At 50.0% G+C, this 16,208-nt stretch carries 11 protein-coding genes; 9 read left to right on the forward strand and 2 right to left on the reverse strand.

The genetic code is table 11. The features are described from left to right. Position 1: 1 nt before the first annotated feature. On the reverse strand, positions 2-364 hold the full coding sequence (locus tag K0335_RS08050) for a DUF3302 domain-containing protein (RefSeq protein WP_000479633.1): 363 nt from the start codon (positions 362-364) through the stop codon (positions 2-4). Positions 365-899: 535 nt separating this feature from the next. Between K0335_RS08050 and mtlA the strand changes: the two genes are divergently transcribed. The 3 genes from mtlA (at position 900) to mtlR (ending at position 4,644) form a co-directional block, all read left to right on the forward strand. Continuing rightward, complete coding sequence (gene mtlA, locus K0335_RS08055; protein ID WP_104920414.1) at positions 900-2,813, forward strand: PTS mannitol transporter subunit IICBA; 1,914 nt, start codon at positions 900-902, stop codon at positions 2,811-2,813. 94 nt (positions 2,814-2,907) lie between these two features. Next, entirely contained in the window at positions 2,908-4,056 is a 1,149-nt protein-coding gene (gene mtlD, locus K0335_RS08060) for a mannitol-1-phosphate 5-dehydrogenase (protein WP_104920413.1), read from the forward strand. 51 nt (positions 4,057-4,107) lie between these two features. Beyond that, positions 4,108-4,644, forward strand: coding sequence for a mannitol operon repressor MtlR (mtlR, locus tag K0335_RS08065; protein ID WP_002431803.1), 537 nt, complete (start codon positions 4,108-4,110; stop codon positions 4,642-4,644). Between the two features lie 12 nt (positions 4,645-4,656). Here the strand turns inward: mtlR and K0335_RS08070 are convergent, their stop codons facing one another. Next, positions 4,657-4,866 carry a hypothetical protein gene (locus K0335_RS08070; RefSeq protein WP_000163642.1) on the reverse strand — a complete coding sequence of 70 codons (210 nt, stop codon included), beginning with the start codon at positions 4,864-4,866 and terminating at the stop codon, positions 4,657-4,659. A gap of 285 nt (positions 4,867-5,151) precedes the next feature. Between K0335_RS08070 and K0335_RS08075 the strand changes: the two genes are divergently transcribed. The 6 genes from K0335_RS08075 to lldD all read left to right on the forward strand — a co-directional run bounded on the left by K0335_RS08075 (position 5,152) and on the right by lldD (position 16,177). After that, entirely contained in the window at positions 5,152-5,514 is a 363-nt protein-coding gene (locus K0335_RS08075) for a YibL family ribosome-associated protein (protein WP_160193761.1), read from the forward strand. Positions 5,515-6,045: 531 nt separating this feature from the next. After that, positions 6,046-6,720 carry a DUF3251 domain-containing protein gene (locus K0335_RS08080; RefSeq protein WP_104920411.1) on the forward strand — a complete coding sequence of 225 codons (675 nt, stop codon included), beginning with the start codon at positions 6,046-6,048 and terminating at the stop codon, positions 6,718-6,720. 44 nt (positions 6,721-6,764) lie between these two features. Then, positions 6,765-12,131, forward strand: a complete 5,367-nt coding sequence (locus tag K0335_RS08085; protein WP_104920410.1) for a YadA-like family protein — start codon at positions 6,765-6,767, stop codon at positions 12,129-12,131. A 427-nt stretch (positions 12,132-12,558) separates the two neighbouring features. Then, positions 12,559-14,214: an L-lactate permease gene (gene lldP / locus K0335_RS08090; RefSeq protein WP_001055290.1), complete on the forward strand. Its 1,656-nt coding sequence runs from the start codon at positions 12,559-12,561 to the stop codon at positions 14,212-14,214. Then, complete coding sequence (gene lldR, locus K0335_RS08095) at positions 14,214-14,990, forward strand: transcriptional regulator LldR (RefSeq protein WP_000635462.1); 777 nt, start codon at positions 14,214-14,216, stop codon at positions 14,988-14,990. The genes lldP and lldR overlap by 1 nt, the downstream gene beginning before the upstream one ends. Beyond that, positions 14,987-16,177, forward strand: a complete 1,191-nt coding sequence (gene lldD / locus K0335_RS08100) for a quinone-dependent L-lactate dehydrogenase (protein WP_104920409.1) — start codon at positions 14,987-14,989, stop codon at positions 16,175-16,177. The genes lldR and lldD overlap by 4 nt, the downstream gene beginning before the upstream one ends. Positions 16,178-16,208 lie beyond the last annotated feature (31 nt).

A 16,208-nucleotide genomic window follows, 5' to 3' on the forward strand; every position in this document is an offset into this window, starting at 1 on the left:
ATTAGATCTCCGGGAACGCGGAGTAATCAGGTTTTTTGTCAGTGGCGAGCTGCTGCTCCAGCCGGGAAATTCGCGCCGAAAGTGCGGCGATTTCCGGGTCTGGCTCGTTGCCTTGCGGCGTAACATGTGACTGCATACCCCAGCCGCGCTCCGGTTGGTAGAGCGTTGCCCAGATCCACAAAAACGGCCAGATAACATGCAGGGTAAACAGGCTTACCCAGCCCGCGGTATGAATAGCGTCGGCATGGGGATGGTTGCGCTTTTTGGCGATCAGATAGGGGATGTCATGAATGGCGATGATGCCGTAAAAAATCACCAGAAAGACGAATATCAGCACTCCCAACGCGAAATAGTTTAGAAACATATCTGCCTCAGATTCACGTTAATCAGGGTTGTTGTGGGCTGGCAGCCGGATGAAAGTCAGGCTGATAATTTGAACATAATTGCAGGCAGCAATTTTCGCCATCCAACGAAAGGATAATTTTTGCTGGCGAGAAGTTGCTCACTTTCAGAGCGAAAGAAACCAGTCAGCAAAATTTGCCGGGGATCACATTCGGATAATTGCAGGTAAAAATATCTTGTGATGCAGATCACAAACAATCAACAAACCTTCAAAACAAAAATGTGAGTAACTTCACATTTATATGCCATTTTTGGTCAAATTTAGCCGTTTGTGGTTTTCTTACACAGCATTATTGTGACGACGGTCACATCAAATACCTCTCTACCCCCTATATTTATGTGATCAAAATCACACAAAAGGCCGTCGACTGGACAGTTGATCGATTCAGTGCCAGATTTCGCACTATCAACAAGGTCCGGCTACCTCTGCCGCCACATTAACAAAAAACCTCGGGCTTCCAGCCTGCGCGACAGCAAACATAAGAAGGGGTGTTTTTATGTCATCCGATATTAAGATCAAAGTGCAAAGCTTTGGTCGTTTCCTCAGCAACATGGTGATGCCAAATATCGGCGCGTTTATCGCGTGGGGTATTATCACCGCATTATTTATTCCAACAGGGTGGTTACCGAACGAGACGCTGGCGAAGCTGGTCGGGCCGATGATCACTTATCTCCTGCCGCTGCTGATCGGTTATACCGGTGGTAAGCTGGTAGGCGGCGAACGTGGCGGCGTAGTCGGTGCCATCACCACCATGGGCGTTATCGTCGGCGCAGACATGCCGATGTTCCTCGGTTCTATGATTGCAGGTCCGCTGGGCGGCTGGTGCATTAAGCACTTCGACCGCTGGGTAGACGGTAAGATCAAATCCGGTTTTGAGATGCTGGTGAATAACTTCTCCGCTGGCATCATCGGGATGATCCTCGCCATTCTGGCATTCCTCGGCATTGGTCCGATTGTTGAAGCCCTGTCCAAAATGCTGGCTGCGGGCGTTAACTTCATGGTTGTCCATGACATGCTGCCGCTGGCGTCTATCTTTGTTGAACCGGCGAAAATCCTGTTCCTCAACAACGCCATTAACCACGGTATCTTCTCGCCGCTGGGTATTCAGCAGTCCCATGAACTGGGTAAATCCATCTTCTTCCTGATTGAAGCTAACCCAGGTCCTGGTATGGGCGTGCTGCTGGCGTACATGTTCTTTGGTCGTGGTAGCGCTAAACAGTCTGCGGGCGGTGCGGCAATCATCCACTTCCTCGGTGGTATCCACGAAATCTACTTCCCGTATGTGCTGATGAATCCGCGTCTGATCCTGGCCGTTATCCTCGGCGGTATGACTGGCGTGTTCACGCTGACTATCCTGGGTGGTGGTCTGGTTTCTCCGGCATCTCCGGGCTCTATCCTTGCGGTACTGGCGATGACGCCAAAAGGTGCTTACTTCGCTAACATCGCGGGTGTGTGTGCGGCGATGGCAGTCTCCTTCGTTGTCTCTGCCATTCTGCTGAAAACCAGCAAAGTGAAAGAAGAAGATGATATTGAAGCTGCTGCACGTCGCGTTCAGGAAATGAAAGCTGAGTCTAAAGGCGCGTCTCCGCTGTCTGCGGGCGATGTGACTAACGACCTGAGCCACGTACGTAAAATCATCGTTGCCTGTGACGCCGGTATGGGTTCCAGTGCGATGGGTGCAGGCGTGCTGCGTAAGAAAATTCAGGATGCAGGTCTGTCGCAGATTTCTGTTACTAACAGCGCGATCAACAACCTGCCGCCAGATGTGGACCTGGTCATCACTCACCGTGACCTGACCGAACGCGCTATGCGTCAGGTTCCGCAGGCACAGCATATTTCGCTGACCAACTTCCTCGACAGTGGCTTGTACACCAGCCTGACCGAACGTCTGGTTGCTGCCCAGCGCCACTCTGCAAACGAAGAGAAAGTAAAAGACAGCCTGAAAGACAGCTTTGACGATTCCAGTGCTAATCTGTTCAAGCTCGGCGCGGAGAACATCTTCCTTGGTCGCAAAGCGGCAACCAAAGAAGAAGCGATTCGTTTTGCTGGCGAGCAGCTGGTGAAAGGCGGTTACGTTGAGCCGGAATACATTCAGGCGATGCTGGATCGTGAAAAACTGACCCCGACTTATCTGGGTGAGTCCATCGCAGTACCGCACGGTACGGTTGAAGCGAAAGATCGCGTACTGAAAACGGGCGTGGTGTTCTGCCAGTACCCGGAAGGCGTGCGCTTCGGTGAAGAAGAAGATGACATTGCCCGTCTGGTGATTGGTATTGCTGCCCGTAACAACGAGCACATTCAGGTTATCACCAGCCTGACCAACGCACTGGATGATGAGTCTGTCATCGAGCGTCTGGCGCACACCACCAGCGTGGATGAAGTGCTGGAACTGCTGGCAGGTCGTAAGTAATCCAACCCTACCCTCTCCTCACGGAGAGGGTTTGGGTGAGGGAAATGCCTCACCCCAGCCCTCTCGGGTAAAAACATTGATGAAGGTTAATACTATGAAAGCATTACATTTTGGCGCAGGTAATATCGGTCGTGGTTTTATCGGTAAACTGCTGGCAGACGCGGGTATCCAACTGACGTTTGCCGATGTCAATCAGGTGGTACTTGATGCCCTGAATGCCCGTCATAGCTATCAGGTTCATGTGGTCGGTGAAACCGAGCAGGTAGATACCGTTTCTGGCGTCAATGCTGTCAGCAGCATTGGTGATGATGTCGTTGATCTGATTACTCAGGTCGATTTAGTCACTACCGCCGTGGGCCCGGTTGTGCTGGAACGTATTGCCCCGGCAATCGCCAAAGGGCTGGTGAAACGTAAAGAACAAGGTAATGAATCCTCACTGAACATTATCGCCTGTGAAAACATGGTACGCGGCACCACGCAGCTGAAAGGCCATGTGATGAACGCCCTGCCGGAAGACGCCAAAGCGTGGGTAGAAGAACACGTTGGCTTTGTCGATTCCGCGGTTGACCGCATCGTACCGCCTTCGGCTTCGGCAACTCACGATCCGCTGGAAGTGACGGTAGAAACCTTCAGCGAATGGATTGTTGATAAAACCCAGTTCAAAGGCGCGCTGCCGAACATTCCAGGCATGGAGTTAACCGACAACCTGATGGCATTTGTCGAACGTAAACTCTTCACCCTGAACACGGGTCATGCTATAACCGCGTACCTCGGAAAACTGGCGGGTCATCAGACCATTCGTGATGCGATTCTCGACGCGAAAATCCGCGCGGTGGTAAAAGGGGCGATGGAAGAAAGCGGCGCGGTACTGATTAAGCGTTACGGTTTTGACGCGGACAAACATGCGGCGTACATCCAGAAAATCCTTGGTCGTTTTGAGAACCCGTATCTGAAAGATGATGTAGAGCGCGTAGGCCGTCAGCCGCTGCGTAAACTGAGCGCAGGCGACCGTCTGATCAAGCCACTGCTGGGTACGCTGGAATATGGTCTGCCACATAAAAACCTGATTGAAGGTATTGCCGCTGCAATGCACTTCCGCAGTGAAGATGATCCGCAGGCTCAGGAACTGGCAGCACTGATCGCTGACAAAGGCCCGCAAGCCGCACTGGCAGAGATTTCCGGGCTTGATGCTAACAGCGATGTCGTCATTGAGGCGGTACGCGTTTATAACGAAAAGCAATGATGTAAGACCAGGCCGCAGGGTAACCTGCGCCTGAAACATAGATTGTCAGATATGCAGGCAACAATGGAACAAACCCAGGCCTTTGAAAACCGTGTGCTGGAGCGTCTGAATGCTGGCAAAACCGTACGGAGCTTTTTGATCACCGCTGTCGATCTCCTGACCGACGCGGTGAATATTCTGGTGCTCCAGGTCTTCCGTAAAGACGATTACGCGGTGAAATACGCAGTTGAACCGTTGCTTGACGGCGACGGTCCGCTGGGCGATCTCTCCGTCCGCCTGAAACTTATCTATGGGCTTGGCGTAATTAGCCGCCATGAATATGAAGATGCAGAGTTGCTGATGGCGTTACGTGAAGAGTTAAATCATGACGGCAACGAATACGCGTTTACCGATGACGAGATTCTGGGGCCATTTGGCGAGCTACACTGTGTGGCGGCACTGCCGCCGCCACCGCAGTTTGAGCTTTCTGATCCCAGCCTGTACGCAATGCAGATTCAGCGCTATCAACAGGCGGTACGTTCAACGATGGTGCTTTCCCTGACCGAGCTGATTTCAACAATCAGCTTGAAAAAAGCCTTTCAGAAGTAAACAAACTCCCGCTTACAGTTTCTCTTCCTGTTTTGGTCGATAGAGCTGTCGATAATAATCAAGGCGTTGTAGATACACCTGCGCGTTTTCCTTCGGTACGCTGTCAGGAATGACATTACGCGGGGGCGTCTTGTTCAGATATTCCCGGAATGCCTGGCTTGATGCCATAAAATCGACAGCTTTATCAATAAGAAGCGGAACGTTTTCACCTAATTTTGTCATGATCGGGCCTCCGTGTTTCTCCGCGTCGGGATGCGCGGCCGCTGATTGTAGTGTAGATGGTAAAAAGTGTGACATTAAGGAAAACGTGCTTTATCTCCCTGCCTGGGGCTACGCCTTTTATCATCAGCTTTTTAAGTTTAAATCCTTATCTATCATAAAATTACCAGGCTGATCAGTTAAAAGATGATTAACAAAAGCAATGGTTTTCAATCGATGAGTTGTGATTAAAGTCGCTCTGCGCGCATACTATGGATTGTTATTCTTATATCTATCAGAAGACACCACATGAAAGAAGTCGAAAAAAACGAAATTAAGCGCCTGAGCGATCGTCTTGATGCGATCCGTCACCAGCAGGCAGAGCTGTCGCTGGTTGAAGCCGCCGATAAATACGCTGAGCTGGAAAAAGAGAAAGCGACGCTGGAAGCGGAAATTGCTCGTCTGCGTGAAGTACATAGCAAGAAACTCAGTAAAGAAGCGCAAAAGCTGATGAAAATGCCGTTTCGCCGGGCCATCACACGTAAAGAGCAAGCCGATATGGGCAAACTTAAGAAAAGCGTTCGTGGGTTGGTTGTCGTCCACCCAATGACTGCGTTAGGCCGTGAAATGGGCCTTGAAGAGATGACCGGTTTTTCGAAAACGGAATTCTGATTTACACCTTCCCGCATTCATATCCTCTACAGGTTAAGTGCGGGAACTCTCCTCCCCTCCGTATTCACCCCGAACTTTTGTCGCCTCCAGGCAAGCAAACTTTCATGTAATAAGCCATAATCTGAAAAATCATTTCAATCCCCCTCAAATCATATACCCCATCAATAATTTAATATTTCATCCTCTTAAACATATGCATATTCATTCACGATAACACTCTTTTTTTATTGAATGCTGCCGGGATATATTTAGATAATAAATAATTAGACCGTATACATGCCCGTCCAGGAATTAATTTTTTGACATCCTATACCCATAACTATTAGCATCCTGCAAAAATTTAATATTTTTAACTACAATCAGACATATTTTATTGTTTAAGTAACTTTTAATATTCGTAAAACAAATATTTTGTATGACTTCCTTCCCAATACATTCGAAGGATTTATAGCTCGTTGCTGAGCATTAATATCACGGACCTTTCATCTTGTGAGCATTCACCATGATGAATTTAGATAAGGAAATGTTGCCATGTCTGTTAATAAAATACTGACTTGTTTGTTAACTGTATCGTTGGTGGGTACGTTAACAGGCTGTGATTATGTCGATAAAATCAAACGAATAGATGAATTACAACTACAGCAAGAAAAGCTAAGCGCAAGATTAGATCTCATTGAAAAACAACAAACTACTAGCTTTTCAACAGTTGATAAACAGCAAACATTACTCATTAATAGCACCAAAGCACTAACTCAAATCGTTAAAGACATTAAAAGTCAGCAAGATACCTTTGTCTTCACAGAATTTAACCCGACACAAACAAAATACTTCATTTTAAATAACGGTTCTGTCGGTTTAGCAGGCCGAGTGCTGGCTATTGATGCGGTTGAAAATGGCAGTGTTATTCGTATTTCACTGGTCAACCTTTTAAGCGTTCCCGTATCAAACATTGGCTTTCATGCTACATGGGGCAATGAAAGACCCACCGATACCAAAGCGCTGGCAAAGTGGCAGCAATTACTTTTCAACACCACCATGAATTCCACCCTGCAATTAACACCAGGTCAATGGCAAGACATTAATCTGACATTAAAAGGAGTTTCGCCTAATAACCTGAAGTATCTGAAGTTGTCCATCAATATGGCCAATATCCAGTTCGACACTGTTCAACCTGCTGAAACTCAGCAGCGAAAAAACAAAAAATAAATGCAGCTTCTGCGCTTACTATCAAGGAATAGAGAGCATCAATAATGAACAAAATATTTAAAGTTATCTGGAATCCAGCAACGGGCAGTTACAGCGTTGCCAGTGAAACGGCGAAAAGCCGTGGGAAAAAGAGCGGGCGCAGTAAGCTGTTAATTTCTGCGTTGGTTGCGGGTGGGTTGTGGTCGTCGTTTGGGGCAAGTGCTACAGGTAACGCACCAGGTACCCCAGTTGGTTCTGGCGATAAATGGGTTGCTTTTGGGGAGAACTCAAAAGTAGATGCAGGTACTACAAACGTAGAAAACCCATTAACAGGTGCCACAGAAGATGCCGCATCGGTAGCATTGGGTTATTACGCAGAAGCTCTGGGCGCGCGGAGTACTGCAATCGGATCGCGGAGCGAGGCAAGTGGTGAAAACTCAACCGCCATAGGGGTTGAAGCAAAGGCTACCGCTAAAAATACAACCGCTGTCGGGGATTTTGCTCAAGCTACGGGTAGCCACTCCATGGCTCTTGGCGGCTATAGTGTTTCGTCCGGGACAGAAAGCCTTGCTGTAGGCCACGTTGCAAAAGCTACTGGTGAGTACAACATCGCTATGGGTACGAATGCTATAACCGCAAATATGAATAGCATCGCTATTGGACGAGATACAGAAGCTGCGACACAAGGGGTAGGTGAATCAAATACGGGGTACGCCTTGGCTATCGGCTCTGGTACGAAAGCTTACAAAGATTACACTATCGCATTAGGACGCAATACGAAATCAAGTGCTGATTATGCAACTGCGATGGGATATATGGCAACTGCGTCCGGCACGAGCTCTTTATCATTGGGGCAAAATGCCAAAGCAACTAACACAAACTCTGTTGCAATAGGGTTAAACAGTAACGCGTCTACAATAAATGCTCTCGCTTTGGGTACTGATAGCAAATCTTCTGGAGACAGCACTATTGCAATAGGCTTCGAAAGTAAAGCAGGCGGAACGGGAAGCATTGCCTTAGGTAGTAAGTCTTCTGCAGGTGGTAATAACAGTATTGCGCTTGGTGCAGATTCTGAAGCAAGTGAAGATAATACTGTGTCGGTAGGCTCTAGCTTGCTACAGCGTCGAATCGTCAATATGGCGGCAGGTGCGATTTCGTCAGACAGTAAAGAAGCCATTAATGGTTCCCAGCTTTACGCCATCAGCCAATCGGTAGCAACAAGATTAGGAGGTGGAGCCGGTGTCGCCTCGAACGGAACTTTAACCGCTATAAGCTTCAAGCTTAAACGCAGTGAGTACAGCACCGTTGGTGATGCGCTTCAAGGAATTGACAATGACACTCTTCATTGGGATGAAAATAACTCAGCTTTTAGCGCCAGCTATATTGTCAAAAATGCCGATGGTACGATTACCAGCTCTGAAAAAGAAAACAAAATCATCAATGTAAAAGATGGCGATATTTCGGCTACCAGTAAAGACGCCGTTAACGGCTCTCAACTGAACGCCACAAATACGCTCATTAACCAAATTGCCGGGAATACCAGCACAACCTATCTCCAGAATAATGGCGCAGGCATCAACTATGTTCGCACCAACGACACAGGCCTGACCTTTAAAGATGCCAGTGCTTCGGGAGCTGGCGCGACAGCTGTAGGATATAACGCTGTCGCCTCAGGCAAGAGTAGCGCGGCATTGGGCGACTCTTCACAAGCTACTGGCGAAGATGCTTTAGCGCTTGGGCGGAGTGCGCTGGCGAGCAGCGCCGACGCGATTGCGATAGGTGCAGAGACCCAAGCAGCTGAAAATGCTACCGCCATTGGCAATAGTGCGAAGGCAAAAGGGGCTAATAGCATAGCGCTGGGCGCTGGCAGCACCACTCAAGGTAATAACACCATCGCATTAGGTGTAAACAGTTTTGCATTGGGTAATCAATCTTTGTCACTGGGGACCGCAACGCAAGCTAAGGGGGTTAATTCTACAGCCTTGGGTAATGCAAGCCTGGCATTGGGTGATTCCAGCCTGGCACTCGGCGATGCCAGTGAGGCCGAATCTGAATATAGTATCGCTATGGGGGCAACCGCTATAGCATCTGGCATTGACGCCATTGCTATAGGTCATAATAGCAAAGCCAGCGATGCAAATACGATTGCGTTGGGCAATGGCAGCCAGTCAAGCGGCTTAAACTCTATTGCCTTAGGTAAGGCCAGTGCTGTATCAGGCGATAATAGTCTTGCACTTGGTAGTAATACCAGCGCTGTCGGTATTAACTCCGTCGCACTGGGGGCTGGCTCTATTGCAGATCTGGAGGATAGCGTTTCTGTCGGCAACGACTCATTAAAACGCAAGATCGTAAATGTGAAAAATGGCACGATCAAAGCTGACAGCAATGACGCCATTAACGGTAGCCAGCTTTATAGTGTAAGTAACTCAGTTGCAACCTCGTTTGGTGGCGGTGCCACAGTAAGTGATACCGGCGTATTTACCGGCCCTAAATATAATATTGGTGGCAATGAATACACTAATGTTGGCGCGGCCCTTACCGCACTGGATAACGACGCCCTGTTATGGGATGCAACCGCTAAATCCAATGCTGGCGCATTCAGTGCTGGACATGGAAAAGACAATACTCCGAGCATCATTACCAACGTTGCTGATGGTCAGATTAATGAAAACAGCTCTGACGCCGTGAACGGCTCGCAGTTGTATGACCTGAAACAAGATGCCTTGCTGTGGAATAGCACAGCATTCAGCGCCAAACACGGCACCAACGGTACTGACAGCAAAATCACCAACGTACTGGCAGGCACTGTATCTTCCACCAGCACCGATGCCATTAATGGTGGCCAGCTTTATAGTTTAGCCGATTCATTCACAACCTATCTCGGCGGTGGTGCCGATATCAGCGATACAGGAGCTCTCACCGGCCCGACCTACACCATCGGTTCGACGAAATACTACAACGTAGGTGATGCCCTGAATGCAATTAACTCATCGTTCAGCACTTCACTTGGTGATGCCCTGCTGTGGGACGCTACAGCGAAAAAATTCAGCGCCATGCATGATGGCAAAGCCAGCGTGATCACTAACGTTTCTGACGGTGCAATCTCTGAAAACAGTAGCGATGCTGTAAACGGCTCGCAACTCTATGACACGAGCAAGTACATTGCTGATGCCCTTGGTGGTGATGCAGAAGTTAACGCTGACGGTACTATCACTGCACCGACTTACACCATTGCTAATGCTGATTACGATAACGTCGGTGAAGCTCTGGAGGCAATTGACACCACTCTCGATGATGCTTTGCTGTGGGATGCAACAGCTAATGGCGGTAAAGGTGCATTCAGCGCCGGTCGTGGGGTAGATAACACTGCCAGTAAGATTACTAACGTCGCAAATGGTGCAATTTCCGCCACCAGCAGCGATGCCATTAACGGCTCACAACTCTATACCACTAATAAATATATCGCAGATGCTCTGGGCGGTGATGCAGAAGTTAACGCTGACGGTACTATCACTGCGCCGACTTACACCATTGCGAATGCCGAGTACAACAATGTCGGTGAAGCTCTGGATGCACTCGATGATAACGCTCTGCTGTGGGATGCAACAGCCAATGACGGCAAAGGTGCCTACAACGCCAGCCATGATGGCAAAGCCAGCATCATCACAAACGTTGCTGATGGTAACATTGGTGAAGGCAGCACCGACGCAGTTAACGGTTCTCAACTGAATGCCGCTAACCTGCTGATCGAGCAAAATAGCCAAATCATCAATCAGCTTGCCGGAAACACCAATACGGACTACATCGAAGAAAACGGTGCAGGTATTAACTATGTGCGTACCAATGACACCGGTTTAACCTTCACCGATGCCAGCGCAGCAGGTATTGGCTCTACCGCTGTGGGTTATAACTCTGTTGCCAAAGGCGATAGCAGCGTAGCCATCGGTCAGGGCAGCTACAGCGACGTTGATACGGGTATCGCTCTGGGTAGCAGTTCAGTCTCCAAGCGCGAAATAGTTAAAGGTTCTCGTGACACCAGCGTGTCGGAAGAAGGTGTTGTGATTGGTTATGACACAACTGACGGTGAACTGCTTGGTGCGTTGTCTATTGGTGATGACGGTAAATATCGTCAAATCATCAACGTAGCCGATGGTTCCGAGGCCCATGATGCTGTTACGGTTCGCCAGTTGCAGAATGCGATTGGTGCAGTCGCGACCACGCCGACTAAATACTACCACGCTAATTCAACGGAAGAAGATTCACTGGCTGTAGGTACTGACTCGCTGGCAATGGGTGCGAAAACCATTGTGAATGGCGATAAAGGTATTGGTATCGGTTATGGTGCCTATGTGGAGGCCAATGCACTTAACGGCATTGCCATCGGTAGCAATGCGCAAGTCATTCATGTCAACAGTATTGCGATAGGTAATGGTTCTACGACCACTCGTGGCGCTCAAACCAATTACACCGCCTACAATATGGATGCACCGCAGAACTCTGTAGGTGAATTCTCTGTCGGCAACGAAGACGGTCAACGTCAGATCACCAACGTCGCAGCAGGTTCGGCGGATACCGATGCAGTTAACGTGGGTCAGTTGAAAGTCACCGATGAGCGCGTAGCGCAAAATACCCAGAGCATTACTAACCTGAACACTCAGGTTACTAACCTGGATACTCGCGTGACCAATATCGAAAATGGTATTGGCGATATCGTCACCACAGGTAGCACCAAGTACTTCAAGACCAACACCGATGGTGTAGATGCTAACGCCCAGGGTAAAGACAGTGTTGCGATTGGTTCTGGCTCCATTGCTGCCGCAGATAACAGCGTAGCACTGGGTACAGGCTCCGTGGCAACCGAAGAAAATACGATCTCTGTGGGTTCCTCTACCAATCAACGCCGTATCACCAACGTAGCCGCAGGTAAAAACGACACCGATGCTGTTAACGTGGCACAGTTGAAGTCTTCCGAAGCAGGCGGTGTGCGTTACGACACCAAAGCCGATGGTTCTGTTGACTACAGCAACATCACCCTCGGTGGTGGCAGTGGCGGTACAACGCGTATCAGCAATGTTTCTGCTGGCGTAAACAACAACGACGCAGTGAACTATGCGCAGTTGAAGCAAAGCGTTCAGGAAAACAAGCAATACACCGATCAGCGTATGGCTCAGATGGATCACAAACTGTCGAAAACCGAAAGCAAGTTAAGCGGTGGTATCGCTTCTGCAATGGCGATGACAGGCTTGCCGCAAGCTTACGAACCGGGTGCTAACATGGCCTCCATTGGTGGTGGTACATATAACGGTGAATCTGCCGTGGCATTAGGTGTGTCAATGGTCAGTGACAACGGTCGTTGGGTCTACAAATTACAAGGTAGTACCAATAGCCAGGGCGATTACTCAGCCGCAATTGGTGCTGGTATTCAGTGGTAATCATCCATTGAATGAGTGTGGCTAAGGGTAAACGCCAAATTACCTGAGACGTTACCTTATCAAGCCTGGAAGATGGTTCGCAAATACTTAAATTTGCACATTCTTGCAGGCAGGGTAAGGCGTTCACGTCGCCAACAATCCAGGGCAATTCTCTGATGAGAATTGCCCTTTTCGTTGCCAATCTTTTTCTTTATCAACCTTAAGCCTCGCCAAAATTGGCCCTACCAATTACTCGCCTATCTGACCATTGGTTCACAATTCATTAATAATCATCGTTGTTAATGTTGCCATCACATAACATTTGATTAACCATTCATTGTCATTATCCCTACAATACAATATTGGCAGGGCCACTTTTACACATAGTGTGACGAAGAAGTGAGCACAGACTCATTGCACTATGCGCACGGCCCTCAGGAGACCTGCAATGAATCTCTGGCAACAAAACTATGATCCGGCTGGCAACATTTGGCTTTCCAGCCTGATCGCATCGCTTCCGATTCTCTTTTTCTTCTTCGCGCTGATAAAGCTGAAGTTAAAAGGCTATATCGCCGCGTCGTGGACGGTGGCTATCGCCCTTGCCGTCGCCCTGTTGTTCTACAAAATGCCTGTCGCTAATGCGCTGGCCTCGGTGGTGTATGGCTTCTTCTACGGGTTGTGGCCCATCGCCTGGATTATTATCGCTGCGGTCTTTGTTTATAAAATCTCTGTGAAAACCGGGCAGTTCGACATTATCCGTTCATCAATACTTTCGATAACGCCGGATCAACGTCTGCAAATGCTAATTGTCGGTTTCTCCTTCGGCGCATTTCTCGAAGGGGCTGCTGGCTTTGGCGCGCCAGTGGCGATAACCGCCGCTCTGCTGGTCGGACTGGGCTTTAACCCGTTGTATGCTGCTGGTTTGTGTCTGATCGTCAATACCGCGCCTGTCGCCTTTGGTGCGATGGGTATCCCGATTCTGGTTGCCGGGCAAGTGACCGGGCTGGACAGCTTTGAAATCGGCCAGATGGTAGGCCGCCAGCTGCCGTTCCTGACCATTATCGTTCTGTTCTGGATTATGGCGATTATGGACGGCTGGCGAGGTGTGAAAGAAACCTGGCCTGCAGTAATGGTCGCTGGCGGTTCGTTTGCTATCGCTCAGTATCTCAGCTCTAACTTTATCGGCCCGGAACTGCCAGACATCATCTCTTCGCTGGTATCGCTGGTTTGCCTGACACTGTTCCTGAAACGCTGGCAGCCAGTGCGTATTTTCCGCTTTGGCGATTTGGGTGCGTCGCAGGTCGATCAGACACTGGCTCGTACCGGATACACCGCAGGGCAAGTTGTTCGCGCCTGGTCACCATTCCTGTTCCTGACAGCAACTGTCACCTTATGGAGTATTCCTCCCTTCAAAGCGCTGTTTGCACCTGGCGGCGCGTTGTATGACTGGGTGATTAACATTCCGGTTCCGTTCCTCGACAAACTGGTTGCCCGTATGCCTCCGGTGGTACACGAAGCGACAGCCTACGCTGCGGTGTATAAGTTCGACTGGTTCTCAGCAACGGGTACTGCCATTTTGTTTGCCGCCCTGCTCTCTATTGTCTGGCTGAAAATGAAACCCTCAGCGGCTATCCAGACTTTTGGCAGCACGCTGAAAGAGTTGGCGCTGCCGATTTACTCCATCGGCATGGTGCTGGCGTTCGCCTTTATCTCTAACTATTCGGGGCTTTCTTCAACGCTGGCTCTGGCTCTGGCGCATACCGGAAGCGCATTTACTTTCTTCTCGCCGTTCCTTGGCTGGCTGGGGGTATTCCTGACCGGATCAGATACATCATCAAACGCCCTGTTTGCTGCCTTACAGGCTACCGCAGCCCAGCAAATCGGCGTCTCGGATGTTCTGATGGTGGCAGCTAACACCACAGGCGGAGTTACCGGAAAAATGATCTCCCCGCAGTCTATCGCTATCGCCTGCGCCGCGGTTGGCCTTGTTGGCAAGGAGTCAGACCTGTTCCGCTTTACCGTCAAACACAGCCTGATATTCACCTGCATGGTCGGCGTGATCACCACGCTTCAGGCCTATGTTTTAACCTGGATGATCCCGTAATGATTGTTATACCCAGACGCCTGTCAGACGAGGTCGCCTCTCGTGTGCGAGCGCTGATTGAAGAGCAGCAACTGGAAGCGGGTATGAAATTACCCGCCGAACGCCAGTTAGCGGCACAACTGGGTGTCTCGCGCAATTCCCTGCGCGAGGCGCTGGCTAAGTTGATTAGCGAAGGGGTGTTGCTTAGCCGTCGTGGTGGCGGCACGTTTGTTCGCTGGCAACATGAAGCGTGGTCTGAACAAAATATCGTCCAACCGCTGAAAAGCCTGATGGCAGATGATCCCGATTATGGCTTTGATATTCTGGAAGCCCGTCACGCCATTGAAGCCAGCACCGCATGGCATGCGGCAATGCGTGCCACAACTGCCGATAAAGAGAAAATCAAACTCTGCTTTGACGCAACGCTCAGCGAAGACCCGGATCTCGCCTCCCAGGCCGACGTTCGCTTTCATCTGGCGATTGCTGAAGCCTCACACAACGTGGTGCTTTTACAAACCATGCGCGGCTTCTTCGATGTGCTGCACTCATCGGTAAAACAGAGTCGCCAGCGTATGTACCTTGTTCCGCCCGTATTTTCACAACTCACGGAGCAACACCAGGCGGTGATGGAAGCCATTTTTGCTGGCGATGCCGATGGCGCGCGTAAAGCAATGATGGCGCACCTTAGTTTTGTCCACACCACCATTAAACGATTTGATGAAGACCAGGCCCGCCAGGCACGTATTACCCGTCTGCCCGGTGACCAGAATGATATTTCCAGGGAGAACGAAGCATGATTATTTCAGCAGCCAGCGATTATCGCGCCGCAGCGCAACGCACTTTGCCCCCTTTCTTATTCCACTACATCGACGGTGGCGCTTATGCGGAATACACCTTGCGCCGTAACGTGGAAGATTTATCCCAGGTGGCACTACGCCAGCGTGTTCTGAAAAATATGTCTGATTTAAGCCTGGAAACCACGCTGTTTAATGAAAAACTGTCGATGCCAGTTGCACTTGCACCTGTCGGATTATGCGGCATGTACGCGCGGCGCGGTGAAGTGCAGGCCGCAGGCGCTGCAGATGCGCACGGTATCCCCTTTACGCTATCGACTGTTTCGGTCTGCCCGATTGAAGAAGTTGCACCAACCATTAAGCGCCCGATGTGGTTCCAGTTGTATGTGCTGCGCGATCGCGGCTTTATGCGTAACGCGCTGGAGCGAGCAAAAGCAGCAGGCTGCTCGACGCTGGTTTTCACCGTGGATATGCCAACGCCTGGCGCGCGTTACCGTGATGCGCACTCCGGTATGAGCGGCCCGAACGCAGCAATGCGCCGTTACTGGCAGGCGGTGACGCATCCGCAATGGGCGTGGGATGTAGGCCTGAATGGTCGTCCACATGATCTCGGTAATATCTCGGCTTACCTCGGCAAACCGACCGGACTGGAAGATTACATCGGCTGGCTGGCTAATAACTTCGATCCCTCGATCTCATGGAAAGACCTTGAATGGATCCGCGACTTCTGGGATGGCCCGATGGTGATCAAAGGAATCCTTGATCCAGAAGATGCGCGTGATGCGGTACGTTTTGGCGCAGATGGCATTGTGGTTTCTAACCACGGTGGTCGCCAGCTAGACGGTGTACTCTCTTCTGCCCGCGCACTCCCTGCTATTGCGGATGCAGTGAAAGGTGATATCGCCATTCTGGCAGATAGCGGGATTCGTAACGGGCTGGACGTGGTACGCATGATTGCCCTCGGTGCCGATACCGTACTGCTGGGTCGTGCATATCTTTACGCCCTGGCGACGGCTGGTAAGGCGGGCGTGGCTAATTTACTCAATTTGATCGAAAAAGAGATGAAAGTCGCAATGACGCTGACAGGTGCGAAGTCGATCAGTGAAATTAGTCAGGATTCGCTGGTGCAGGAGTTGGATAAAGCACTGCCTGCGGCGCTGGCTCCACTGGCGAAAGGGAATGCAGCTTAAGGGTTAGATGAATATCTGCTATCCTGCCCCC

Source organism: Escherichia sp. GZ89 (genome assembly GCF_019366485.1).
In the GTDB taxonomy this organism is placed as follows: domain Bacteria; phylum Pseudomonadota; class Gammaproteobacteria; order Enterobacterales; family Enterobacteriaceae; genus Escherichia; species Escherichia fergusonii.

Excerpts from the sequence above, each read along its gene's own strand:
- K0335_RS08050 (WP_000479633.1), bottom strand. The coding sequence starts at position 364 with ATGTTTCTAAACTATTTCGCGTTGGGAGTGCTGATATTCGTCTTTCTG.
- mtlA (WP_104920414.1), top strand. The coding sequence starts at position 900 with ATGTCATCCGATATTAAGATCAAAGTGCAAAGCTTTGGTCGTTTCCTC.
- mtlD (WP_104920413.1), top strand. The coding sequence starts at position 2,908 with ATGAAAGCATTACATTTTGGCGCAGGTAATATCGGTCGTGGTTTTATC.
- mtlR (WP_002431803.1), top strand. The coding sequence starts at position 4,108 with ATGCAGGCAACAATGGAACAAACCCAGGCCTTTGAAAACCGTGTGCTG.
- K0335_RS08070 (WP_000163642.1), bottom strand. The coding sequence starts at position 4,866 with ATGACAAAATTAGGTGAAAACGTTCCGCTTCTTATTGATAAAGCTGTC.
- K0335_RS08075 (WP_160193761.1), top strand. The coding sequence starts at position 5,152 with ATGAAAGAAGTCGAAAAAAACGAAATTAAGCGCCTGAGCGATCGTCTT.
- K0335_RS08080 (WP_104920411.1), top strand. The coding sequence starts at position 6,046 with ATGTCTGTTAATAAAATACTGACTTGTTTGTTAACTGTATCGTTGGTG.
- K0335_RS08085 (WP_104920410.1), top strand. The coding sequence starts at position 6,765 with ATGAACAAAATATTTAAAGTTATCTGGAATCCAGCAACGGGCAGTTAC.
- lldP (WP_001055290.1), top strand. The coding sequence starts at position 12,559 with ATGAATCTCTGGCAACAAAACTATGATCCGGCTGGCAACATTTGGCTT.
- lldR (WP_000635462.1), top strand. The coding sequence starts at position 14,214 with ATGATTGTTATACCCAGACGCCTGTCAGACGAGGTCGCCTCTCGTGTG.
- lldD (WP_104920409.1), top strand. The coding sequence starts at position 14,987 with ATGATTATTTCAGCAGCCAGCGATTATCGCGCCGCAGCGCAACGCACT.